General features: G+C 70.3%; 23 protein-coding genes. 10 read left to right on the top strand and 13 right to left on the bottom strand.

Annotation, left to right across the window (positions count from 1 at the left end; genetic code table 11):
- Nucleotides 1-34 precede the first annotated feature (34 nt).
- The gene (locus KVS71_RS06205) at nucleotides 35-700 is read left to right on the top strand and encodes a DUF4166 domain-containing protein (RefSeq protein ID WP_247641181.1); all 666 of its coding nucleotides are present in this window, start codon (nucleotides 35-37) and stop codon (nucleotides 698-700) included.
- Here the strand turns inward: KVS71_RS06205 and KVS71_RS06200 are convergent.
- The 6 genes from KVS71_RS06200 to sdhC all read right to left on the bottom strand — a co-directional run bounded on the left by KVS71_RS06200 (nucleotide 694) and on the right by sdhC (nucleotide 6369).
- Entirely contained in the window at nucleotides 694-1533 is an 840-nt protein-coding gene (locus KVS71_RS06200; protein ID WP_060921487.1) for an exodeoxyribonuclease III, read from the bottom strand. The two genes, KVS71_RS06205 and KVS71_RS06200, sit on opposite strands and share 7 nt — an antisense overlap.
- A gap of 9 nt (nucleotides 1534-1542) precedes the next feature.
- A complete protein-coding gene (locus KVS71_RS06195; protein ID WP_105950180.1) occupies nucleotides 1543-2748 on the bottom strand; it encodes a YihY/virulence factor BrkB family protein in 1206 nt (401 codons plus the stop codon).
- Between the two features lie 130 nt (nucleotides 2749-2878).
- A complete protein-coding gene (locus tag KVS71_RS06190) occupies nucleotides 2879-3646 on the bottom strand; it encodes a succinate dehydrogenase iron-sulfur subunit (protein ID WP_025105655.1) in 768 nt (255 codons plus the stop codon).
- A 2-nt stretch (nucleotides 3647-3648) separates the two neighbouring features.
- Nucleotides 3649-5475, bottom strand: a complete 1827-nt coding sequence (sdhA, locus tag KVS71_RS06185) for a succinate dehydrogenase flavoprotein subunit (protein ID WP_060921489.1) — start codon at nucleotides 5473-5475, stop codon at nucleotides 3649-3651.
- Nucleotides 5476-5494: 19 nt separating this feature from the next.
- Nucleotides 5495-5935, bottom strand: a complete 441-nt coding sequence (locus KVS71_RS06180; protein ID WP_060921490.1) for a succinate dehydrogenase hydrophobic membrane anchor subunit — start codon at nucleotides 5933-5935, stop codon at nucleotides 5495-5497.
- Nucleotides 5935-6369 carry a succinate dehydrogenase, cytochrome b556 subunit gene (gene sdhC, locus KVS71_RS06175; RefSeq protein ID WP_082758508.1) on the bottom strand — a complete coding sequence of 145 codons (435 nt, stop codon included), beginning with the start codon at nucleotides 6367-6369 and terminating at the stop codon, nucleotides 5935-5937. Before sdhC ends, KVS71_RS06180 begins: the two co-directional genes overlap by 1 nt.
- Nucleotides 6370-6534: 165 nt before the next feature.
- Here sdhC and KVS71_RS06170 point away from each other — a divergent pair, with 165 nt between their 5' ends.
- The 9 genes from KVS71_RS06170 to KVS71_RS06130 all read left to right on the top strand — a co-directional run bounded on the left by KVS71_RS06170 (nucleotide 6535) and on the right by KVS71_RS06130 (nucleotide 16955).
- Nucleotides 6535-7650, top strand: a complete 1116-nt coding sequence (locus KVS71_RS06170; RefSeq protein WP_060921492.1) for a mannose-1-phosphate guanylyltransferase — start codon at nucleotides 6535-6537, stop codon at nucleotides 7648-7650.
- A 147-nt stretch (nucleotides 7651-7797) separates the two neighbouring features.
- Nucleotides 7798-8916: a BMP family ABC transporter substrate-binding protein gene (locus KVS71_RS06165; RefSeq protein ID WP_217584132.1), complete on the top strand. Its 1119-nt coding sequence runs from the start codon at nucleotides 7798-7800 to the stop codon at nucleotides 8914-8916.
- A 105-nt stretch (nucleotides 8917-9021) separates the two neighbouring features.
- Entirely contained in the window at nucleotides 9022-10536 is a 1515-nt protein-coding gene (locus KVS71_RS06160) for an ABC transporter ATP-binding protein (protein ID WP_025105661.1), read from the top strand.
- Entirely contained in the window at nucleotides 10533-11840 is a 1308-nt protein-coding gene (locus tag KVS71_RS06155) for an ABC transporter permease (RefSeq protein WP_060921495.1), read from the top strand. Before KVS71_RS06160 ends, KVS71_RS06155 begins: the two co-directional genes overlap by 4 nt.
- Complete coding sequence (locus tag KVS71_RS06150) at nucleotides 11837-13123, top strand: ABC transporter permease (protein ID WP_060921496.1); 1287 nt, start codon at nucleotides 11837-11839, stop codon at nucleotides 13121-13123. The genes KVS71_RS06155 and KVS71_RS06150 overlap by 4 nt, the downstream gene beginning before the upstream one ends.
- 28 nt (nucleotides 13124-13151) lie before the next feature.
- The gene (locus KVS71_RS06145; protein ID WP_025105664.1) at nucleotides 13152-13550 is read left to right on the top strand and encodes a cytidine deaminase; all 399 of its coding nucleotides are present in this window, start codon (nucleotides 13152-13154) and stop codon (nucleotides 13548-13550) included.
- A complete protein-coding gene (locus KVS71_RS06140; RefSeq protein WP_060921497.1) occupies nucleotides 13547-14860 on the top strand; it encodes a thymidine phosphorylase in 1314 nt (437 codons plus the stop codon). The genes KVS71_RS06145 and KVS71_RS06140 overlap by 4 nt, the downstream gene beginning before the upstream one ends.
- Before the next feature lie 48 nt (nucleotides 14861-14908).
- Entirely contained in the window at nucleotides 14909-16024 is a 1116-nt protein-coding gene (locus KVS71_RS06135; protein WP_060921498.1) for an adenosine deaminase, read from the top strand.
- A gap of 61 nt (nucleotides 16025-16085) precedes the next feature.
- The gene (locus KVS71_RS06130) at nucleotides 16086-16955 is read left to right on the top strand and encodes a PfkB family carbohydrate kinase (protein ID WP_217584131.1); all 870 of its coding nucleotides are present in this window, start codon (nucleotides 16086-16088) and stop codon (nucleotides 16953-16955) included.
- On the opposite strand, the gene KVS71_RS06125 is transcribed toward KVS71_RS06130, so the two are convergent.
- The 7 genes from KVS71_RS06125 to KVS71_RS06095 are packed head-to-tail and all read right to left on the bottom strand — an operon-like array spanning nucleotide 16952 to nucleotide 23226.
- On the bottom strand, nucleotides 16952-17698 hold the full coding sequence (locus KVS71_RS06125; protein ID WP_234024139.1) for an alpha/beta hydrolase: 747 nt from the start codon (nucleotides 17696-17698) through the stop codon (nucleotides 16952-16954). The genes KVS71_RS06130 and KVS71_RS06125 overlap by 4 nt on opposite strands.
- Nucleotides 17699-17735: 37 nt before the next feature.
- Entirely contained in the window at nucleotides 17736-18890 is a 1155-nt protein-coding gene (locus KVS71_RS06120; protein ID WP_105950172.1) for a mannitol-1-phosphate 5-dehydrogenase, read from the bottom strand.
- Nucleotides 18887-19321 (bottom strand): PTS sugar transporter subunit IIA, encoded by a 435-nt coding sequence (locus KVS71_RS06115; RefSeq protein WP_025105671.1) that lies wholly within the window; start codon nucleotides 19319-19321, stop codon nucleotides 18887-18889. Before KVS71_RS06115 ends, KVS71_RS06120 begins: the two co-directional genes overlap by 4 nt.
- A complete protein-coding gene (locus KVS71_RS06110) occupies nucleotides 19318-20952 on the bottom strand; it encodes a PTS mannitol transporter subunit IICB (RefSeq protein WP_105950171.1) in 1635 nt (544 codons plus the stop codon). The genes KVS71_RS06115 and KVS71_RS06110 overlap by 4 nt, the downstream gene beginning before the upstream one ends.
- On the bottom strand, nucleotides 20949-22634 hold the full coding sequence (ptsP, locus tag KVS71_RS06105; protein WP_217584130.1) for a phosphoenolpyruvate--protein phosphotransferase: 1686 nt from the start codon (nucleotides 22632-22634) through the stop codon (nucleotides 20949-20951). The genes KVS71_RS06110 and ptsP overlap by 4 nt, the downstream gene beginning before the upstream one ends.
- Nucleotides 22631-22912, bottom strand: coding sequence for an HPr family phosphocarrier protein (locus KVS71_RS06100; protein ID WP_071329668.1), 282 nt, complete (start codon nucleotides 22910-22912; stop codon nucleotides 22631-22633). The genes ptsP and KVS71_RS06100 overlap by 4 nt, the downstream gene beginning before the upstream one ends.
- On the bottom strand, nucleotides 22909-23226 hold the full coding sequence (locus KVS71_RS06095; RefSeq protein WP_217584129.1) for a PTS sugar transporter subunit IIB: 318 nt from the start codon (nucleotides 23224-23226) through the stop codon (nucleotides 22909-22911). Before KVS71_RS06095 ends, KVS71_RS06100 begins: the two co-directional genes overlap by 4 nt.
- Between the last annotated feature and the right edge of the window lie 38 nt (nucleotides 23227-23264).

Here is a 23264-nt window from a genome sequence, read left to right as displayed (position 1 = left end):
AGCCCGGCGTCGCCGCATCCCCTACGCTGACGTCATGACGGACGGCATGCCCCTGAGACGCGGACAGGTGTTCCTCGATGCCCTGGGCGCGGAAGCGGAGCGTCTCCATCCGGAGATCCTCGCGCAGTACCGCGCTCCGGGGCCGGCGGGGCACGCGGAGGGGATGTTCGCGGTCGCGGGGAGCCGGTTCGGCCGCTGGGCGGCTCTCGCGCGTCCGATCGTCGGACCGGGGCTGTTGGTGCCGACATCGGGACGAGACGTCCGGTTCGTCCTCCGCACGACGACCGGACGCGCGGAGACGGGCCGCGCGACACTGGACTCCACCCGCGAGTTCCTCTTCCCCGGGCGGACCGAACGGATCGTGGACCGGCTGACGGTGAGCGTGCGGCCGGGACTGGTCCGGAATCTCCTCGGCGCCCGCGGCCGCGTGGAGCTCATCGAGGAGTGCAGCGTGACGGCGGAGGGCTTCCTGCGGATGCGCACCGTCCGGGTCGCCCTGCGGTTGTTCGGTCGGCGGTTCGCTCTGCCCGGTCCGCTCGGCGTGCGCGTGGACCTCGTCGACGGCTGGGACGCCGAGCACCGCCGTCGCACCATCGACATGCGCGCCGTGAACCCCGTGCTCGGCACCGTTCTGGAGTATCGCGGATGGTATCGCGAGTCGCCGCCGTCGCCCTCCGAGCGGCCGGAACCGCGTCAGTAGGTGTAGTCGACGACGACCGGCGCGTGGTCGCTCCAGCGCTGGTCATACGCGGCCGCACGGGCCACGTGATACGCCTGGACGCGCTCGGCGAGAGCGGGCGTGGCCAGGTGGTAGTCGATGCGCCATCCCGAGTCGTTGTCGAAGGCCTTCCCGCGCATGGACCACCAGGTGTACGGCCCGTCCACCTCGCCATGGAAGCGGCGGCCGACGTCCACCCAGCCCAGACCGGTGCCGACCGAGCCGTCGACGCCGGTGACCGAGGCCCCGGCCTCACCGAGGAAGCGATCGAAGTAGGCGCGTTCGCGCGGCAGGAAGCCGGCCTTGGTGCGGTTGCCGCGCCAGTTCTTGATGTCGAGCTCGCGGTGCCCCACATTGAGGTCTCCGGTGACGAGCGCGAGGGCGCCGTCGGTGTTCAGACTCGCCAGTCGAGCCTCGAACGCATCGAGGAACTTCCACTTCTCGTCCTGCTTCGGGGTGTCGGCCTCGCCGGAGTGCACGTAGGCGCTGACGACGGTGAGCGGACGGTCGCCGATCAGGAAGTCGGCCTCGATCCAGCGGCCCTTGGAGTCGAAGTCCTCCGGGCCGAAGTCCACCCGGGAGGCGAGCGCGGGGAGGCGGCTGGCGATCGCGACGCCCGCTCGCCCCTTGGCCGTGGCCTCATCGTGAACGAAGGTCCAGCCGGGGAGGGCAGCCTCGATGTGCTCGTCCTGCCCGCGCACCTCCTGAAGGGTGAGGATGTCGATGTCCGCGGCGTCCAGCCACGTGCTCATCCCGTTGCGGGCGGCCGCCCGGATCCCGTTGACATTGACCGAGGCGATACGCAGGTGAGGCATTCCTCCAGCCTAACGAGCACCGCCGACATCGCGGTTCTGACGGTGGTCGAGCTCGGAGAGCAGGCGCTGCGCGAGAGGGGAGGTCGGGGGTGCGGGCGGGGGAGCGGAGGCCTCCAGTCGCGCGACCTCGTCCTCCGCCGCGCGGACGGCGTGCCCGGCGGCCCAGCTCCGGTACCACGGGGCCTCGTCGCGCGCGGCCCGGGCGTCGCGCAAGCGGATCCGTGCCGCGGAGAGCAGCGTGGCGTGTTCGGCCACCCGCCGCTCGGCCTCCGTCGGCAGCAAGAGCGGGAGGTCGCGGTCCTGGGCGGCGACGGCGATCCACGAGGCGGCGACGAGCATGACCACCCCGTTCACCCGGAACCACAGCAGCAGTCCGACGAAGATCGCGAAGGTCGCCAGCAGCGGGTTCGACGGCGTGTAGCTCAACAGGAACCCGACCCCGAACTGCAGCACCGTCATGGCCGCGCCGCCGAGGAGGGCGCCGGGCCAGATGGTGCCCCAGTGCAGCGAGGTGCCGGTGAGGAAGCGCACCATCGCCGCCAGCGCTCCCGTCAGCAGGACGAACGACACCAGGACGGTGCCGATCCGGATGCTGATGTTGAGGCCGTCGGAGCCGGCATCCCAGCCCAGCAGCGACAGCACCCAGCTGAGGACCGCGGCGCTGGCCGAGCTCAGTGCGGAGCCGACGATGAGAGCGACTCCGAAGATGAGAGCGGCGAGCAGGTCGCGCGCCTTGAGGAGGAGGTAGCTGCGCCGGTCGGGCTCGAGGCCGAAGATGTCCCGCACGGCCCGCCGGGAGAAGGTCACCCACCCGATCGCGGTCCAGATCACCGTGCCGAGGGCGATGAGACCGGTGATGCCGAGGAACCCGCTGGTGTTCGAGGCGATCTCCTGCACCTGCGCGGGGGTGAAGACGCCGCCCTCGTCGAGGATGAGGTTCGGGATGTAGTTGTTGATGATGTCGATGAGCCCGTTCACCGCCTCCTCGCTGCCGCCGAGCCAGAGACCCGCGATGGCGAACGCGAGGTAGATCGCGGCGAAGATGGCGAACAGCGCCTGGTAGCTCACCCCGGCGGCGAGCAGGAAGCCGTTGTGCTGCAGGAAGTGCCGCCACACCCGCACCGGGAAGAGGCCGAGGGTACGCCGGGTCAGCGCGGTCGCGCGCTCGACCGCGGCATCGAGGCGACCGTCGGTCGCCGAACCGGGCTCGGACACGCCCCCACCCTACCCAAGCGCGGGCCCCGCCTTCGCGCGCCCTGCCTGCCTCCGCGAGAACAGGCGCAGACACGAGAACAGGCGGCCCCGTCCGGGACCGCCTGTTCTCGCGTGAATGCCTGTGTCGGCGTCAGGGACGGCCGCGGAGGACCGCCTGCTTGACCTCGGCGATGGCCTTGGTGACCTCGATGCCACGGGGGCAGGCCTCGGAGCAGTTGAAGGTCGTGCGGCAGCGCCAGACGCCCTCCTTGTCGTTGAGGATGTCGAGACGCACCGCGGCGTTGTCGTCGCGCGAGTCGAAGATGAAGCGGTGCGCGTTGACGATCGCGGCCGGGCCGAAGTACTGCCCGTCGGTCCAGAACACGGGGCACGACGAGGTGCACGCGGCGCAGAGGATGCACTTCGTGGTGTCGTCGAAGATCTCGCGGTCGGCGATGGACTGCGTGCGCTCCTTGCCCTTCTCCGGCACGGAGTTCGCGACGAGGAACGGCTGCACCTCGCGGTACGACGCGAAGAACGGCTCCATGTCGACGACGAGGTCCTTCTCCAGCGGCAGGCCCTTGATGGCCTCGACGTAGATCGGCTTCGAGATGTCGAGGTCCTTGATCAGCGTCTTGCAGGCCAGGCGGTTGCGGCCGTTGATGCGCATGGCGTCGGAGCCGCAGATGCCGTGCGCGCAGGAGCGGCGGAAGGTCAGCGAGCCGTCGACCTCCCACTTGATCTTGTGCAGGGCGTCGAGGACGCGGTCGGTGGAGTAGAGCTCCACGTCGTAGTCGACCCAGTGCGGCTCGGCGTCGACCTCGGGGTCGAACCGGCGGATGTTGAAGGTGACGATGAAGGACTGGATCCCGGTGTCTTCGGTCGTCTCGGCCGGCGCTTCGGCGATGGCGTTCGACATGCTCAGTACTTCCTCTCCATCGGCGGGTAGTTCAACTCGCCCTTGTCGTTCTTGGTGAAGACGACCGGCTTCCAGTCGAGCTTGATGTGGTCGCTCGGGTCGGAGGAGTGCGGGTCGCCCGTGAGGTACGCCATGGTGTGCTTCATGTAGTTCTCGTCGTCGCGCTTCGGGAAGTCGTCGCGCATGTGGCCGCCGCGGCTCTCCTCGCGGTTCTGCGCGGCGTAGACGACGACCTCGGCGATGTCGAGCAGGAAGCCCAGTTCGACGGCCTCGAGCAGGTCGGTGTTGAACCGGTGGCCCTTGTCGTCGACGTGCACGTTCTTGTAGCGCTCGCGGAGCTCCGCGATCACGCCGAGGACGTGCTGCAGCGACTCGTGCGTGCGGAAGACCTGCGCGCCCTTGTCCATCTCGTCCTGCAGCGTCTTGCGGAGGACCGCGATCCGCTCGGTGCCCTGGTTGTTGCGCAGGCCCTCGAGCATGTCGGAGACGAAGGCGGCGGGGTTCTCCGGCAGCGGGACGAACTCGGCCGTCTTGACGTACTCGACGGCGTTGCGGCCGGACCGCTTGCCGAACACGTTGATGTCGAGCAGCGAGTTCGTGCCGAGGCGGTTGGCGCCGTGCACCGAGACGCAGGCGCACTCGCCGGCGGCGTAGAGGCCGGGGACGACGGTGTCGTTGTCCGCGAGCACCTCTCCGTTGTTGTTCGTGGGGATGCCGCCCATGGCGTAGTGCGCGGTCGGCATGACGGGCACCGGCTCGACGACCGGGTCGACGCCCAGGTAGGTGCGGGCGAACTCGGTGATGTCGGGGAGCTTGGTCTCCAGCACCTCGGCGCCGAGGTGCGTGCAGTCCAGCAGCACGTAGTCCTTGTGGGGACCGGCGCCGCGGCCCTCCGCGACCTCCTGGACCATGCAGCGCGCGACGATGTCTCGGGGCGCCAGGTCCTTGATGGTGGGGGCGTACCGCTCCATGAAGCGCTCACCCGAGGCGTTGCGCAGGATCGCACCCTCGCCGCGGGCGCCCTCGGTGAGGAGGATTCCGAGGCCGGCGAGGCCGGTCGGGTGGAACTGGAAGAACTCGAGGTCCTCGAGGGGGAGGCCCTTGCGCCAGACGATGCCGACGCCGTCGCCCGTGAGGGTGTGCGCGTTGGAGGTCGTCTTGAAGATCTTGCCGAAACCGCCGGTCGCGAAGATCACGGCCTTGGACTGGAAGACGTGCAGCTCGCCCGTGGCGAGGTCGTAGGCCACCACGCCGGCGATCTGGGTCGCGCCCGCCGCGTCCTTCACGGTGATGAGGTCGAGCACGTAGAACTCGTTGAAGAAGTTGATGCCGAGCTTGACGCAGTTCTGGAACAGCGTCTGCAGGATCATGTGACCGGTGCGGTCGGCGGCGTAGCAGGCGCGGCGGACCGGGGTCTTGCCGTGCTCGGCCGTGTGACCGCCGAAGCGACGCTGGTCGATCTTGCCCTCGGGGGTGCGGTTGAAGGGGAGACCCATGTTCTCGAGGTCGATGACCGCGTCGATGGCCTCCTTCGCGAGGATCTCCGCCGCGTCCTGGTCGACGAGGTAGTCGCCGCCCTTCACGGTGTCGAAGGTGTGCCACTCCCAGGAGTCCTCCTCGACGTTCGCGAGGGCCGCCGCCATACCGCCCTGCGCGGCACCGGTGTGCGAGCGCGTCGGGTACAGCTTGGAGATCACGGCCGTCTTCGCGCCGGGGCCGGCCTCGATGGCCGCCCGCATGCCGGCGCCGCCGGCGCCCACGATGACGATGTCGAACTGGTGGTAGTGCACGCCGTCACGGACGACGGAATCCTGCGTCTGGGTAGTCACTTCTCGTTTGCCTCTTCTTCTAGCCCTGCGCCTGGCAGGTCTCCCACAGCGTGCTCGACTCGGTCACACCCAGGCACGGGTCGAACGTGAAGACGACCAGGGTGCCGAGGAGGATGAGCAGGCCCGCGGCCAGGCCGAGGGCCCAGACGAGCGCCTTGCGGGCGGTGGGGTTGGTCACGTAGTCGTTCACGATCGTCCGCATGCCGTTGGCACCGTGGATGAGCGCGAGCCAGAGCATCAGCACGTCCCACCACTGCCAGAACGGCGTGGCGAACTTGCCGGCGATGAAGGCGAAGTCGAGGGCGTGGATGCCTTCGCCGACCATGAGGTTGACGAAGAGGTGGCCGAAGATCAGCACGACGAGCACGACGCCCGAGACGCGCATGAAGACCCAGCCCCACTTCTCGAGGTTGATCCCGCGCTGGCGGCGGGCCGGGGCGGCGACGGTCTGGGCGGTCATCAGTGTCCTCCTCCGAAGCCGGCGAACGCGAGCATCAGGTGGCGCGGCACGAAGCCGGCCATGATGATGCCCCACACGAGCAGCACGCCCCAGAAGAGCTGGCGCTGGTACTTGGCGCCCTTCGACCAGAAGTCGACGGCGATGATGCGCAGGCCGTTCATGGCGTGGAACACGATGCCCGCCACGAGCACGACCTCACCGATCGCCATGACCGGGTTCTTGTATGTGCCGATGACCGCGTCGTACGCCTCCGGCGACACCCTGATCAGCGCCGTGTCGAGCACGTGCACCAACAGGAAGAAGAAGATGGCGACTCCGGTGATGCGGTGAAGCACCCACGACCACATGCCTTCGCGACCCCGGTAGAGGGTGCCGCGGGGGGTTTTGGACGTGGTTTCCGAAATCGACGGTGTCAAGCGAGCGCTTGTGGACACGGTCGTCCTCCCTGGATCGATGTGTTTCGGTCGCGTGCGCTGCTTCGTCCACATCTGGCCTGGAGGAGGGTCAGGCACGCCCGATCGGTGTCCATCCTATTCCCGCGCGGACGCCCCGGGCGACGAAGGGGAGCCTAAGTCGGACCCGCCGCTACGCTGGCCTGCATGAGCGAGCCGATCGAAGACTTCTACGCGGTCATCCCTGCCGGCGGCATCGGCAGTCGGCTGTGGCCGCTGTCCCGTGCGGACGCCCCGAAGTTCCTGCACGACCTCACCGGGTCCGGGCATTCGCTGCTGCGCGACACGTGGGACCGTCTGGAGCCGCTCGCCGGTCCGGACCGGATCGCCGTGGTCACCGGGCGTGCGCACCGAGCGGCGGTGGAGGCGGAGCTGCCGGGCATCGCCGACCTCAACGTCTTCCTGGAATCCGAGCCCCGCGAGTCCGCGGCGGCGATCGGGCTGGCGGCGGCCGTGCTGCACCGGCGCAACCCGGACGTGATCATCGGCTCGTTCAGTGCCGACCACGTCATCCGGGGCACGCGGGTCTTCGAGTTCGCCGTCCGCGACGCGGTCGAGGTGGCGAGGGAGGGCTACATCTGCACGATCGGCATCGCGCCGACCGAGCCGGCGGTCGGCTTCGGCTACATCAAGAAGGGGCCGGAGCTGGTCGTCGAGCGCGCCAGGGAGGCGGCCCTCGTCGAGAGCTTCGTCGAGAAGCCGGATCTGGAGACGGCCAAGGCCTACCTCGCCGAGCGCACCTACCTGTGGAACGCGGGCATGTTCATCGCGAAGGCGAGCGTCCTGCTGGACGAGCTCGCCGCCAATGAGCCCGCGCTGCACGCCGGTCTGCTCGAACTCGCCGAGGCCTGGGACGACCGGGAGCTCCGCGGGCCCGCCGTCGACCGCATCTGGCCGCGGCTGAAGAAGATCGCGATCGACTACGCCGTCGCGGAGCCGGCGGCGCGGCGGGGGCGCCTCGCCGTGGTCCCCGGGCACTTCGACTGGGACGACGTGGGGGACTTCGCGTCGCTGACGAAGCTCATCACGAACGGCCGCAAGAACGACCTCGCCGTCCTCGGGCCCCGCGCCCGGGTACTCACCGACGCGGCCAGCGGCATCCTCGTCAGCCAGACCACGCGCGTGATCAGCCTCGTCGGCGTGCAGGACATCGTCGTGGTCGACACCCCCGACGCTCTCCTGGTCACGACGGTCGAGAACGCGCAGCGGGTGAAGGGCGTGGTGGAGTCGTTGAAACTCAACGGACAGGGCGATGTGCTCTGATGAGCACCGGCGCGTGCTCATCGGCAGGGTTGATTTCAGCTTTGTAACCATTGGCCCGGCCGCCCGGGGCCGACGTGCACGAACGTCGAAACACTAGGTAACTTTGATCGATCCGCGATGGCCGCGGGTTCGTTGAGGGAGGCATCCGTGACCATCTCCACCACCAAGAAGCTGCTCGGCGCGACGGTCGCCGCCGGTGTCGTCTTCGCTCTTGCCGGCTGCGGTCAGGCGCCGACCGACGAGTCCGAGGGCGGATCCGCCCCCGTCGACTCCGACTTCAAGCCCTGCCTCATTTCCGACGCCGGCGGCTGGAACGACAAGTCGTTCAACCAGTCGGCCAAGGAGGGCATGGACAGCGCCGCCGAAGAGCTCGGCATCAAGCCGCTGGAGTTCGAGTCCGCGAACGACAACGACTACGCGCCGAACCTCGAGACCGCCGTCTCCGAGGGCTGCTCGCTCATCGTCTCGGTCGGCTTCAAGCTGTCCGCCGCCACGGTCGAGTCCGCGCTCGCGAACCCCGACATCGACTACGCGATCATCGACGACTGGGCCGACAACGACTTCGACGGCACCACCGACGCGCCGAACATCAAGCCCCTCGTCTTCGACACCGCCCAGGCCGCCTACCTCGGTGGCTACGCGGCGGCCGCCTGGTCCGCTGAGGCCGGCGTGAACAAGGTCGGCACCTTCGGCGGCATGCAGATCCCGTCGGTCGCGGTCTTCATGGACGGCTACCAGCTCGGCGTCGAGAAGTACAACGAGGACAAGTCGGCCGACGTCCAGGTCTTCGGTTGGGACGCCGCCACCCAGAAGGGCTCCTTCACGGGCGGCTTCGACGCCAACGACACCGCCAAGCAGACCGCCCAGGGCGTGCTCGACCAGGGTGTCGACGTCATCCTCCCCGTCGGCGGCCCGGTCTACCAGAGCGCCGCAGCGGCGATCAACGACAGCGGCAAGGACACGCTGATGCTCGGTGTCGACAGCGACCTCGCCGTCGCCGACCCCAGCGTCGCCGACATCACGCTCGTCTCGATCATGAAGGCCATCGACGTGGCCGTCCGCGACGCGACGCTCGCGGCCGCCGCCGGCGAGTTCGACCCGGAGCCCTACATCGGCACGCTCGAGAACGAGGGCGTCAAGCTGTCCGGCTTCGGCGACTTCGAGGCGGACCTGCCCGAGGGCCTGACGGACGAGCTGTCCGCTCTGCAGGAGCAGATCATCTCCGGTGACATCACGGTGGAGTCCGAGAACTCTCCCACCCGCTGAGTCGGAGCCGTACCCAGCACGGGGCGAGTGGCGCAGGCTGCCACTCGCCCCGCACTGTGGGCGGCGACGATTCTCCTCCGTGACTCTTCTGGATAAGGTGCAGATATGAAGCTCGAACTTCGCGGCATCACCAAGCGATTCGGCAGCCTCGTGGCGAACGACCACATCGATCTCGTGGTCGAACCCGGTCAGATCCACGCTCTCCTCGGCGAGAACGGCGCAGGCAAGTCGACGCTGATGAACGTGCTCTACGGCCTGTATCAGGCCGACGAGGGCGAGATCCTCCTCGACGACGTCGTGCAGCACTTCCGCGGCCCGGGCGACGCGATGGCCGCCGGCATCGGCATGGTGCACCAGCACTTCATGCTCGTGCCGGTGTTCACGGTGGCCGAGAACGTCATGCTCGGTCACGAGCAGACCAAGGGCCTCGGCACGCTGGACATCGCGAAGGCCCGCGAGCACGTGCGCGCGGTCGCCGCACGGTTCGGGTTCGACATCGATCCGGACGCCGTCGTCGGCGACCTGCCGGTGGGTGTGCAGCAGCGCGTCGAGATCATCAAGGCGCTGTCCCGCGACGCCAAGGTCCTCGTCTTCGACGAGCCGACCGCCGTGCTGACGCCGCAGGAGACCGACGAGCTCATGGCGATCATGCGCCAGCTCCGGGACGAGGGCACCGCGATCGTCTTCATCACGCACAAGCTGCGCGAGGTGCGCGAGGTCGCCGACCGCATCACGATCGTCCGGCTCGGTCGGGTGGTGGGGGAGGCCTCGCCGACCGCCACCAACGCCGAACTGGCATCGCTGATGGTCGGCCGCGCGGTCGAGCTGACCGTGCACAAGGAGGCTCCGCGGCTGGGCGAGGGCGGCCTGGAGGTCCGCAACCTCCGCGTGCTCACCGCCACCGGAGCCATCGTCGTCGACGACGTCGACTTCACCGTGCGACCCGGCGAGGTCCTCGCCGTCGCCGGTGTGCAGGGCAACGGCCAGACCGAGCTCGTCGAGGCCATCGTCGGCCTCGCCGCACGCGTCGAGGGGAACATCATCCTCGACGGCACCGAGCTCGTGGGCAAGAGCGTCCGCGGCATCCTCGACGCCGGTGTCGGGTTCGTCCCGGAGGACCGCACCGAGGACGGCCTCGTCGCCGGATTCTCGGTCGCCGAGAACCTCATCCTCGACCGCTCAGACGATCCCGCGTTCAGCCGGGCCGGGACGCTGCGCCGCGGCGCCCTGGAGGACTTCGCCAAGGAGCGCATCGCAGAGTACGACATCCGCACGCAGGGCCCGGACACCCCCGCGGGCACCCTCTCCGGAGGCAACCAGCAGAAGGTCGTGATCGCGCGCGAGATGAGCCGCGAACTGCGGCTCTTCGTCGCCGCGCAGCCGACCCGCGGGGTGGACGTGGGCTCGATCGAGTTCATCCACAAGCGCATCATCGAGACGCGGGACGCGGGCATCCCCGTGATCGTCGTCTCGACCGAGCTCGACGAGGTCGCCGCCCTCGCCGACCGGATCGCGGTCATGTACCGCGGCACCATCGTCGGCATCGTCCCCGGTGACACGCCCCGGGAGACACTCGGACTCATGATGGCCGGAGCGGCCGATGCGGAGGTGACCGCGTGAGCGGCGCGACACCCGGTGCAGGAGACGTCACGAAGGGTCTGCCTCCCGAGCAGCTCCCGCCCAGCACGGGCCTCGCGGAGGAGGTGCCCCCGCCCCCGCGCGGCAACGTCGTCCTCAAGGAGATCCTCCGCGGCAGCGCCGTCACGACGATCCTGGCGATCGTCCTCGCGCTCATCGTCGGCGGCATCCTCATCGCGTTCACCAACGAAGACGTGCAGAAGGCCTCCGGGTACTTCTTCGCCAAGCCGAGCGACACGTTCGTCGCGGCCTGGAACGCGGTCTACAACGGCTACGAGGCGCTGTTCCGCGGAGCGATCTTCAACGCCCGCGGCGCCGACTTCGCCGCGCAGATCCGTCCGCTGACGAACACGCTGGGCTTCGCGGCTCCGCTGATCGCCGCCGGTCTGGGCGTCGCGCTCGCGTTCCGCGTCGGTCTGTTCAACATCGGCGCCCGGGGTCAGATGCTTGTCGGTGTCGCGGTCGCGGCCCTGCTGACCTTCAACCTCGACCTGCCGATCTGGTTCCACCTCCCCGTCACGCTGCTGGCCGGTATCGCCGGCGGGGCGCTCTGGGGCGGCATCGCGGGTCTCATCAAGGCTCGCACGGGCGCGCACGAGGTGATCCTCACGATCATGCTCAACTACATCGCGTACTACCTGCTGCTGTGGATGATCCGCACGCCCGGGCTCCTGCAGAAGCCGGGGACCAACCAGGCGCTCGGCTCGGCCACGCCGGAGAGCGCGCAGTTCCCGACCCTGCTCGGCCCGCAGTTCCCGCTGCTCGACCTCGGCTTCGTCATCGTGGTCATCGCGACGGTGTTCGTGTGGTGGCTCATCGAGCGCTCCTCGCTGGGTATGCGCATGCGCGCGGTGGGGGAGAACCCGCACGCCGCTCGCGCCGCGGGTATCAGCGTCAAGCGCGTCTACGTCTACGCGATGCTCTTCGCGGGTGCCCTCGCCGGCCTCGCCGGGATGAACCAGCTCCAGGGCGCCGTCACCACCGGCGTCACCGAGACCATCGACGCCGGCATCGGCTTCGACGCCATCACGGTCGCCCTCCTCGGGCGCAGCCGCGCGTGGGGGACCTTCGCAGCCGGAATCCTGTTCGGTGCCCTCAAGGCGGGCTCGTTCTCCATGCAGGCGCAGGACATCCCCGTCGACATCGTGCTCGTCGTGCAGTCGCTCGTCGTGCTGTTCATCGCCGCGCCGCCGCTGCTGCGCACGGTGTTCTTCCTCCCCAAGTCCGACGCAGAGAAGGCGGCCAAGGCGAGAGCCAAGGCCGCGAAGAAGGCGGTGACGGCATGATGTCGCTCGTGCAGACCGAAGCCGCCGACGGCACGGTGCAGCTCGCCACCGTCCGGGAGCGCCACCTCAAGGCGCCGATCAGCCTCGCGGTCGTCACCGCGCTGCTGGCGGTGCTCTTCCTCGCCGTGCCGCGCAGCGGTATCAGCACCTTCCGGCTCGGCGACCGCACGTCGGCCTTCGAGCTCCCCGACGTGGAGCTTCCCACCGCGCCGACCTTCTGGGTGGTCTTCGCCGTGCTCGTCGTCCTCACGGTCGGGGCCTTCCTCCGGGCATGGACGTACCGTGCGCCGTCGATCTGGCTCATCGTGGCGTACGGCGTGCTCGCGGTGTTCGCGTTCCTCGTCTGGGCCGCGGCCGGGGGCCTCGTCCCCGTCACGAGCCTCCTCTTCGGTGCCGTGTCGCTGTCGGTGCCGCTCGTGTTCGGCGCGCTCGGCGGTGTCATCGGCGAGCGGGCCGGTGTCGTCAATGTGGCCATCGAGGGACAGCTGCTCCTCGGCGCCTTCTCGGCGGCGCTGCTGTCCAGCATCACCGGCAACGCCTTCGTGGGCCTCATCGGCGCCATGATCGGCGGTGTGCTCGTCGCGAGCGTGCTGGCGGCGTTCGCGATCAAGTACCTCGTCGAGCAGGTCATCGTCGGTGTCGTGCTCAACGTCCTCGTCACGGGCCTCACCGGATTCCTCTACGGCGCGCTCCTCGCCCCGAACGAGGCCGAGCTGAACACCCCGGTGCGCTTCTCCCGCATCGAGATCCCGGTGCTGAGCGACATCCCGATCATCGGTCCGGTGCTGTTCAACCAGACCTTCATCGTGTACCTCATGTTCATCACTGTGGCCGTCGTCGCGTGGGGCCTGTACCGCACCAAGTGGGGCCTGCGCCTCCGCGCAGTGGGCGAGCACCCGCAGGCGGCCGACACGGTCGGCATCCGGGTGAACCCGACGCGGTTCTGGAACGTGCTGCTCGCGGGCGCGATCGCCGGCATCGGCGGCGCGTACTTCACCCTCGTCTCGGTCCCGCAGTTCGGCAAGGAGATGACGGCCGGGCTCGGCTTCATCGCCCTCGCCGCGGTGATCTTCGGACGCTGGGACCCGATCCGCGCGACGCTCGCGGCCCTGCTCTTCGGCTTCGCGACGAACCTGCAGAACCTGCTCTCGATCCTGAAGACGCCCATCCCCGGTGAGTTCATGCTCATGCTGCCGTACGTGGTCACGCTCCTCGCGGTCGCCGGGTTCGCCGGACAGATCCGGGGTCCTGCCGCCAGCGGCAAGCCGTACATCAAGTCGTAGAACCCGCAGGGAAGAAGGAACCATCATCATGACGGACATCGACTGGGACGAGCTGCGCCAGGTCGCCGCGGAGGCCATGACCAAGGCGTACGCGCCGTACTCGCGTTACCGCGTGGGTGCGGCGGCTCTCGTCAGCGACGGGCGGATCGTCGCCGGCTGCAATGTCGAGAACGCCTCGTACGGCGTCACGCTGTGCGCGGAGTGTGCGCTCGTGGGCGACCTGTTCATGTCCGGCGGCGGGCAGCTCGTCGCCTTCGTGTGCGTGAACAACGACGGCGAGACGATCATGCCCTGCGGCCGGTGCCGGCAGCTGCTGTTCGAGCACGCCGTACCCGGCATGCTGCTGGAGACGGTCTCCGGCATCCGCACGATCGACGAGGTGCTGCCTGATGCGTTCGGGCCGCGCGACCTGGAGGAAGCACGATGACCGCTGGACAGGCTCAGGGAGCCATCGAGCAGTTCGACGCGATCGACGTGATCCGCGCCAAGCGGGACGGCGGGGCGGTGCCGGAGCCGGCGCTGCGCTGGATGGTGGACGCCTACACGCGCGGCTACGTGTCCGACGCGCAGATGGCGTCCTTCGCGATGGCGATCTTCCAGCGCGGCATGGAGCGCGACGAGATCCGCGTGCTCACCGACGCGATGATCGCCTCCGGCGAGCGGATGAGCTTCGCGACGCTCGGCAAGAAGACCGTGGACAAGCACTCCACCGGCGGTGTCGGCGACAAGATCACCCTGCCGCTGGCCCCGCTGGTCGCCTCGTTCGGCGTGGCGGTCCCGCAGCTCAGCGGTCGCGGCCTCGGCCACACCGGTGGCACGCTCGACAAGCTGGAGTCGATCCCCGGCTGGCGCGCCGCGCTCAGCAACGAGGAGATGTTCGCGCAGATGCAGGGCGACGTCGGGGCCGTGATCTGCGCCGCGGGCTCCGGTCTCGCTCCCGCCGACAAGAAGCTCTACGCGCTCCGCGACGTGACCGGCACCGTGGAGGCCATCCCGCTGATCGCCTCCAGCATCATGTCGAAGAAGATCGCCGAGGGGACCGACGCTCTCGTCCTGGACGTGAAGTTCGGCTCCGGCGCCTTCATGCAGGACATCGACCGCGCCCGCGAGCTCGCCCGCACGATGGTCGCGCTCGGCACCGACTCCGGCGTCGCCACCACTGCACTTCTGACCGACATGAACGTCCCTCTGGGACGCGCGATCGGCAACGCGAACGAGGTCCGCGAGTCGGTCGAGATCCTCGCCGGCGGAGGACCCGCCGACGTACGGGAGCTGACCGTCGCGCTCGCCAGGGAGATGCTCGCCCTCGCCGGCCAGCCCGACGCGGACGTGGAGGCAGCGCTGGACGACGGCCGCGCCATGGACGCCTGGAAGGCGATGATCCGCGCCCAGGACGGCGACCCCGATGCGGCCCTCCCGGTCGCGCGGGAGACGCACGTCGTCACGGCGCCCGCGGACGGCATCGTCACCCGGATGGACGCGCTCCCCTTCGGCATCGCCGCCTGGCGTCTCGGCGCCGGCCGTGCGCGGGCCGAGGACCCGGTGATCTTCGAGGCGGGCATCGACCTGCATGCGAAGCCCGGTGACCGGGTGGCCGCCGGGCAGCCGCTGTTCACGCTGTCGGCGGCGGACGAGGCGCGCTTCCCACGAGCCATCGAGGCGCTCGAAGGGGCCTGGGAGCTCGGCGACGAAGCGCCGACCGTGGGGCCGATCGTCCGCGAGCGCATCACGGCGTGAGGCCCGGGCGCTAGCCTGGACGAACACCCCGCGACCGAGAGGATCCCCATGTCGATCGATGCGAGCGGCGACGTCGCCATCCAGGGCGTCTCCTTGCGGAGCCTGCCGAAGGTGTCGCTGCACGACCACCTGGACGGCGCCGTGCGCCCGGCCACGATCATCGAGCTCGCCGACGCGATCGGTCTCGACCTCCCCGCCTCCGACCCGGCGGCGCTCGGCTCCTGGTTCGCGAAGAAGAGCGACTCCGGATCGCTGGTGGAGTACCTGAAGACCTTCGAGCTCACCACCGCGGTCATGCAGACCCGCGAGGGGCTGACCCGTGTCGCGCGCGAGTTCGTCCAGGACCTCGCGGCCGACGGCGTCATCTACGGCGAGGTGCGCTGGGCACCGGAACAGCACCAGGCCGGCGGTCTCTCGCTGGAGGATGCCGTCGAGGCCGTGCAGCAGGGGATCGAGGAGGGCGAGGACGCGGCGGACCGGGACGGTCGCAGCATCCGCGTCGGACAGCTCCTCACCGCCATGCGGCACACCGACCGCGCCAGGGAGATCGCCGAGCTCGCGGTGGACTTCCGCGGACGCGGCGCCGTCGGCTTCGACATCGCCGGTCCCGAGGACGGTTTCCCGCCGTCGGACCACCGCGCGGCTTTCGACTACCTCGCCGAGAACTTCTTCCCGGTGACCGTGCATGCGGGGGAGGCGGCGGGGCTCGCCTCGATCCGCTCGGCCCTGCTGGACGGTCGTGCGCTCCGCCTCGGACACGGCGTCCGGATCGCCGAGGACCTCGAGGTCGTCACGCAGGAGGGCGACGAGGTGCAGGTGCGCTTCGGCGACCTCGCGCGCTGGGTGCGCGACCGGGAGATCCCGCTGGAGCTCTCCCCGTCGTCGAACCTGCAGACGGGTGCCGTCGCCGCCTGGGGCAAGACGCTCGCCGATCACCCGTTCGACCTGCTCTACCAGCTCGGCTTCGCGGTGACCGTGAACGTGGACAACCGCACCATGAGCGCCACCTCGCTCACCAGGGAACTTGCCCTGCTCGTGCAGACCTTCGAGTACGACCTCGACGACCTCGAGGCCTTCCAGTTCAACGCCGCCGCAGCCGCCTTCCTCCCCGTCGAGGAGAGGGAAGAGCTCGTCGAGATGATCGCCGAGGGCTTCGACGCCTGAGCCCGGGTCGACACGACCGGTCCGCGCGCCGGAACGGGAGGCGGCGCGCGAGGATGGACACATGCCCGCCTCCGTCTTCCTCGCCGGTCCCGCGTCCTGGAACCGCATGGTCCTTCTCGACCGGCTCCCCGAGCCGGTGCCGCACATGCAGTTCGCGCAGGCGAGCTGGGAGACGATCGGCGGCACGAGTGCGGGCAAGGCGCTGAGCCTGACGGCGCTCGGCCGATCCGTCGTGCTGCATGCCATCGCCGGGGACGACGAGGATGGGCTCCGGGTGCGTGCGGCGCTGGAGGAGGCCGGGGTGGTCGCGCAGTGGACGGACGGAACCACGGAGCGGCACCTCAACCTGATGACTTCGCAGGGTGACCGGGTGTCGCTGTACCTCTCCACACCCGCGGAGACGACGGGGACGGAGGACGCCGCGTACTCCACGGCGATGACCGCCGCCGACGCCGTCGTGCTCGATCTGGCCGCGGAGCCACGGCGGTTGCTCCCGCTCGCGGCGGCCAGCGGCACGCCGCTCTGGGTCGACGTGCACGACTACGACGGCATCGACGCGTACCACCGGCCGTTCCTGGAGGCGGCCGCGGCGGTGTTCTGCAACGCGGATCGGCTGGCCGCGCCGGTGGAGTTCCTCCGTGCCGCCGTCGCGGACGGAGCGGAGTTCGCCGTGTGCACCCTCGGCGCCGAGGGAGCGGTCGCGGTGGGGGAGGACGGGGCCGAGCTGCGGGTGCCCGCGCTGCCGACCACCGTCGTCGACACCAACGGCGCGGGCGACGCGTTCCTGGCCGGAGTCCTCGACGCGCGGCTGGCCGGTGCGGACCTGGCGTCGGCGCTCTCGGCAGGTGCGCGCTCGGCCGCCGGCGTGCTGACCACCCGGCACCTGCATCCGCTGCTCGATCCCATCCTCGGGGATCCGCGGGCGGCTTAGGGCGCGACCTGCTCCAGGAAGCCGCCGACGACCTCGGTGATCTCGGCGTGCATCTCGTCGCCGTCGATGGTCGGGGTGCCGTCACCGGACTGGGGTCCGTAGTCGCCGAAGGAGGCGTGGGAGGCGCCGTCGATCTCGACGAACTCGGCGTCAGCGGGGAGTTCGGAGCGCGCGTCCGCGATCTTCTCCGGCGTGGAGAGGCCGTCCTCGCTGCCGGAGACGCTCAGTACAGGGAGGTCGGTTCCGGCGAGGTCGGTCGCGCAGTAGGAGGCGAAGAGGACGAGGGCGTCGGCGTCCGTCGCGAGCTGACAGGCGCGCACCCCGCCGAGGGAGTGGCCGCCCACGGCCCAGGTGTCCACGTCGGGCGCGGCGCTCGTGAACGAGTCGAGGCCACGCGGATCGAAGAAGGCCAGATTGAGCCAGGGCCGGGTGATGACGACCGTGGTGCCCTCCTCCGCGAGTCCCTGCAGGATCGACGCATAGGCCCAGGGGTCGACCTTCGCTCCCGGGATGAAGACCAGTCCGCGGTCTGACGCGCCGTCCGCGGGCTCCAGGACGATCCCCTCCTCGGCATCGGTCACCGTGATCGCGGGGTTCTCACGGACGGCGGCGAGCGGTTCGGGCTCCGCGGCCATGACGCCGACCTGGCTCCAGACGAGGATGCCGCCGACGGCGAGGAGGAGGACGATCGCCACACCCCACAGGATTCTCTTCAGGACGCGGCGCCCGGGCTTGTTGTGCACAGCAGCAACGCTACTCCCGCCCGGACGCCGCGTCCTCTCAGCCGGCGAGGGCCGCCTGCCGGAGCGCCACCGCGTCGCGGACGCCGGGGAAGAGCGGGTGCTCCGGATCGAGGCCCGTGGTGCGGACGGTGAATCCGCCGGCATCCTCGGTGCGCAGCAGGGTCTGCAGCTCGACCGCCTGCTCGTCGGCGGGGTCGTCGAACTCCAGTGCGGCGGCGACGGCCGCTACCAGGGCGTCCGTCGACAGTCCGTGCTCGGCCGCCATCGCGGCGGGACCGATGAAGCGCTCGTGCCGGGAGATCTTCCGCAGCGGCTGACGGCCGACGCGCTGCACGGTGTCCACGAGCGCGGGATTGCGGAACCGCTCGAGGATGGTGGCGCGGTACTGCGCCAGCTCCGCGGGGTCGAGACCGTGTTCGACGACCAGCACCGCCGAGGTCTCCTCCAGCGCGGCGGAGACCTGCGCGGCGATCGCCTCGTCCGCGAGGGCGTCCGAGATCCGCTCGATGCCCGCCCGCGCACCGAAGTACGCGGTGGCGGCATGACCGGTGTTCACCGTGAAGAGCTTGCGCTCGATGTACGGCGCGAGGTCGTCGACGAAATGGGCGCCGGGAATGCGCGGCGGGGTGTCGCCGAACGGCCGGGCCTCGATCGCCCACTCGAAGTACGGCTCCACCGTGACGTCGATGCCGCCGCCCTCCGGCTGCGCGGGCACGATCCGGTCGACGGCGGTGTTCGCGAACACGGCGCGGCCGAGCAGCGTATCGGCGTCCGGCCCTGCCGCGGCGACGATCTCCTGCCGCAGCTGATCGGTGGCGCCGATGGCGTTCTCACAGGCCATCACCTGCAGCGGCGCGGCCTCGGGGGAGCGCAGCGCGAGCCCGGCGACGATCGACGGGGCGACGAACCGCAGCACCGTGGGGCCGACGGCGGTCGTGACGACGTCGGCCGTCGCCACCTCCTCCGCCACCACGGCGGGGTCCGTGCGGCTGTTCACCGCACGGAACCCGGAGACGACGTGGTCGGTCCCTCCGGGGCCGGCTTCGTGCACGGTGTACGAGTCCGCCCGGTCGATCGCCTCCACGAGCGCGTCGGCGACGTCGCTGAACACGACCTCGTAGCCGCCCTCGTGCAGGAGCAGGCCGACGAAACCACGCCCGATGTTGCCCGCCCCGAAGTGGACCGCCTTCATCCCTCGTTCACCTCCGAGAGGAGAGCGAACAGCTCGTCCGGCGTCGCCGCCGCTTCCAGCCGCGCGACGTCGTCCTCCTCGGAGAAGAGGATCGCGATGCGCGACAGGATGTCGAGGTGCTCGTCGCCGACGCCGGCGATGCCGATCACGAACCGCGCCTGCTCGCCGTCCCAGTCGACGCCGCCGTCGTAGCGGACGACGGAGAGGGCGGAGGCGAGGATGGCGTCCTTCGCCTCGTTCGTGCCGTGCGGGATGGCCAGCCCGTTGCCCATGTACGTCGACACGGTCTCCTCGCGCTGGCGCATCGCGTCGACGTACGCCGGGGTCACCGCGCCAGCGGCGACGAGGATGTCCGTCGCCTCCTGGAGCGCGTCGTCGCGCGACGCGCCTCCCGGGTGGATGCGGACCTGCTCGGCAGTGAGAACGCTCATTCTTCGTCCTTTCGCTGTTCCTTGACCATCTCGACGACCTCGTCGTACTTCGGCGAGTTCATGAAGTTGTCCACCGAGACGTGCAGGGAGTCGGGCGACTTCGCCGTGGCCCGGTCGGTGAGCTGCTGCTGCGTGATGACCACGTCGGCGGCGCCGTCGAGGTTGGCGATGGCGGCGTTCGTGACGGTGACGCCCTCGATGCCGGCCTTCTTCAGCTTGTTGCGGAGCACGCTGGCACCCATGGCGGACGAGCCCATGCCGGCATCGCACGCGAACACGATGGTCTCGATGGGGGCCGCCGAGACCGCGGTGGTGGCGGGAGCCGGCGTGGTCTCCGGAGCCGTCGTCGCGGTCGAGGTGCGCAGGGCGTCCATCGCCGCGGACGACTTGCCCTTGTTCGCCTCGGTCTGCGCGATGGCCGCGCCGAACGCGTCGCCCTCGGCAGCGAGGTCGCGCTTGCGCGAGGCCCGCAGGATGACGCCGGTGATGAGGAACGTCACGGTCGCCGCGATGATGACCGACAGGTAGACGACGAGGAGGTTGGCGACGCCGGGGCCGATGGCCGCGGCGGTCACGGCGATGATGCTGCCCGGGGCCGCCGGGAAGGCGAGTCCGCCGCCGAGGACCATGTTGGTCGTCACACCGGCCGCTCCACCCGCGATGAGCGCGAGGATCGTGGTCGGCTTGCTGAGCGCGTACGGGAAGTAGATCTCGTGGATGCCGCCGAAGAACTGGATGATGGCGGCACCGGGAGCGGAGGCCTTCGCCGCGCCGACCCCGAAGAAGGTGAACGCGAGCAGCAGACCGAGGCCGGGGCCGGGGTTCGCCTCGATGAGGAAGAGGATCGACTTGCCCGTCTCGGCGGCCTGCTCGATCCCCAGCGGCGTGAACACGCCGTGGTTGATGGCGTTGTTGAGGAACAGCACCTTGGCCGGCTCGACGATGATCGACACGAGCGGCAGCAGGTTGAGCGAGACGAGCCAGTCGACGGCAGCCCCCAGCGCGGCGCTGATGCCGAGCATGACCGGGCCGAAGGCGAAGAACCCGACGATGGCGAGGATCATGCCCAGGATGCCGGCGGAGAAGTTGTTGACGAGCATCTCGAAGCCGGGGCGGATCTTGCCGTCCCACAGCTTGTCGACCTGCTTCATGATCCACGCGGCGATCGGGCCCATGATCATGGCGCCGAGGAACATCGGGATGTTCGTCCCGACGATCACCCCGACGGTCGCGATCGTGGCGACCACGCCACCGCGCTCGCCGTAGACCATGCGTCCGGCCGTGTTCGCGATCAGGAGGGGCAGCAGGTAGGTGACCATCGGGCCGACCAGGCCGACGTAGGCCAGGATGTTGCCGTCCGCGCCTTCGGCGACCGCGGTCATCGCGCCCTGCCAGCCGAGGACGGCGGAGTCGCCGCCGCCGCCGATGATCTCGGCGACGCCGGCCCAGTGCCAGCCGAACGGGCTCTCGGCCCCGAAGAAGCCCTTCGGGATGAAGAGCATCGTGATGAAGCCCCAGGCGATGAAGGCCGCGATGTTCGGCATGATCATGCCGGAGAGGAACGTGCCGAAACGCTGCACGCCCACGCGGAGGCCACCGGGGGCGGTGGCGGCGGGTGACGTCGTCGTCATGATGTGGTCTCTTTCTGATGAGGGGGGAGTGCCGCGGCGAGGGTCGCCGCAGCGGTGCGGGCGGAGGGGGCGTCGTCCGCGCCGAGCGCGGCTTCCGCGAGGCGGACGGCGTCCTCGCGAGTCCGGGCGGCGAGCGCCTGGCGGACGTCGGCGAGGGCGGACGGTGCCATGGAGAGGCTCGTCGCGCCGAGGCCCACGAGGACGACGGCGAGCAGCGGATCGGCCGCGGCCTCGCCGCAGATGCCGACCGGCTTGCCGAGACGGGCGCCGGCCGCGCCGACCTCGCGCACCAGGCGCAGCACCGCGGGGTGCCAGGGGTCCTGGAACGACGCGACGGAACCGAGCAGCCGGTCCGCGGCCATCGTGTACTGGGTGAGGTCGTTGGTGCCGATGGACGCGAAGTCGGCGTGCGCGAGCACCCGGTCGGCGAGCAGGGCGCTGGAGGGCACCTCGACCATGACGCCTGCCGTCTTCAGCCCGTACTCGCGGGCGAGGCCGGTGAAGTACACGGTCTCCTCGACGGTGGCCACCATGGGTGCCATGACCCACAGGTCGGCGTCGGTCGCCGCGTCGGCCTCGGCCAGCGCGGTCAGCTGCTCGCGGAGGATGTCCTCGCTCGCGCGGAGTGCCCGCAGGCCGCGCAGTCCCAGGGCCGGATTCTCCTCGTGTGCGTCGTTGAGGAAGGCCAGCGGCTTGTCGGCCCCCGCGTCGAGCATCCGCACGACGACCTTCTTGCCGGGGAACGCCTCCAGCAGCTCGCGATAGGCGTCCCGCTGCTGGGCGACCGTCGGCGCCTGCGACGCCGAGAGGAACAGGAACTCCGTCCGGAACAGGCCGACGCCCTCGGCCCCCCGAGCGACCGCGTCGGCGGCATCGGCAGGCTTCCCCAGGTTCGCGAGCAGCGCGACCGGTGTGCCGTCGGCGAGCGCACCGGGGGTGAGCGGGGCGTCGTCGGCGGCGCGGCGGGCGGCGGCGCGCTCGGCGGCGCGGGCGCGCTCGTCGTCGGTCGGCTCGCGGGTGATGACACCCGCGGCCGCGTCGACGATCACGGTCTCCCCGGTCGTCAGGGCGTGCCCGTCGCCGACGCCGACCACGGCCACGATGCCCTTCTCCCTGGCGAGGATCGCCGTGTGGGAGGTCGGGCCGCCGTCGGTGGTGACGAGGGCGAGCACCTGGTCGAGGTTCAGCAGCGCAGTGTCGGCGGGCGCGAGGTCACGCGCCACGAGGACGAACGGGTGCCCAGGATCGGGGACGCCGGGGGCCTCCACGCCGCGCAGCCGGGCGAGCACCCGCTGCGCGATGTCGTCGAGATCGGCGGCGCGCTCGCCGAGGTAGCCGCCGACGGCTTCGAGCGTGGCCCGGAAGCCGGCGAAGGCGTCGTGCACGGCCCACTCCGCGGTGGCGCCGGCGTCGATCCTGCTGTCGACCTCGTCCTGCAGGGTGGGGTCCTCGGCGATCATCGCCTGCGCCTCGAGCACCTCCTGCGCCGCACCACCGGCGGCCTCGCCGCGCTGGGTCAGCTCCTGCGCCACGACGGCGACGGCCTCGCGGACCCGCGCGCGCTCGGCATCCGCCCCCGCGGTGCTCGGTGTGTTCTCGGGCGCGGGCAGCGCCTCGGTCATGCGGACGACCGGTCCCTGCGCGACGCCGAGACCGATCCCCACCCCTCGCAGCGCGCTCATCCGGCGGCGTCCTGGTCGTGGTCGGTGGTCAGCAGCTCGGTGAGCGTGTCCAGGACGCCCTCCGCGCCGTCGCCCTCGGCCGTGAGCGTCACGTAGTCGCCGTGCTCGATGGCCAGGGCGATCACCCCGAGGATGCTCGCGGCGTTGACCGGCTTGCCGGAATCCTTGGCGATCGTGACCGCGAGGCCGGAGTCCTTCGCGGCCTGGGCGAAGATCTTGGCGGGCCGGGCGTGCAGTCCGTGCGAGGAGCCGATGCGGACGGTGCGGGTGGCGGTCATGGTGTTCCTTTCGGGGCCCCGCCGGCGGCGGCGAGGGTCGACTGGGCGAGGAGAAGCGTGCGGCCGCCGTCGCGATCGGCGAACACGTCGTCCGGCAGGACCGCGACGGGCGCGCGGGTCAGGTTGCGGATGGCGCCGAGGCGCTCACGGAGGTGCGGACCCACGAGGACGAGGTCGTGTCCGCCGACGGGGACGGTGCTCTCGACACCGGCGTCCGCGTCCCAGTCCAGTCCCGCCGCGGCGGCGGCGGTGCGCAGGCGCTGTGCGACGAATGTGCTCGACGCGCCGGCGCCGCAGACCACGAGAATCCTCATCGATGTCACCTTCCTGAGAACAGTCTGGGAAATCAGGC

The organism is Microbacterium sp. GbtcB4, assembly GCF_019091465.1.
Lineage (GTDB): Bacteria > Actinomycetota > Actinomycetes > Actinomycetales > Microbacteriaceae > Microbacterium > Microbacterium paraoxydans.
Note: the sequence above shows the minus strand (reverse complement) of the source record. Positions and strands in the feature narration are given on the sequence as shown.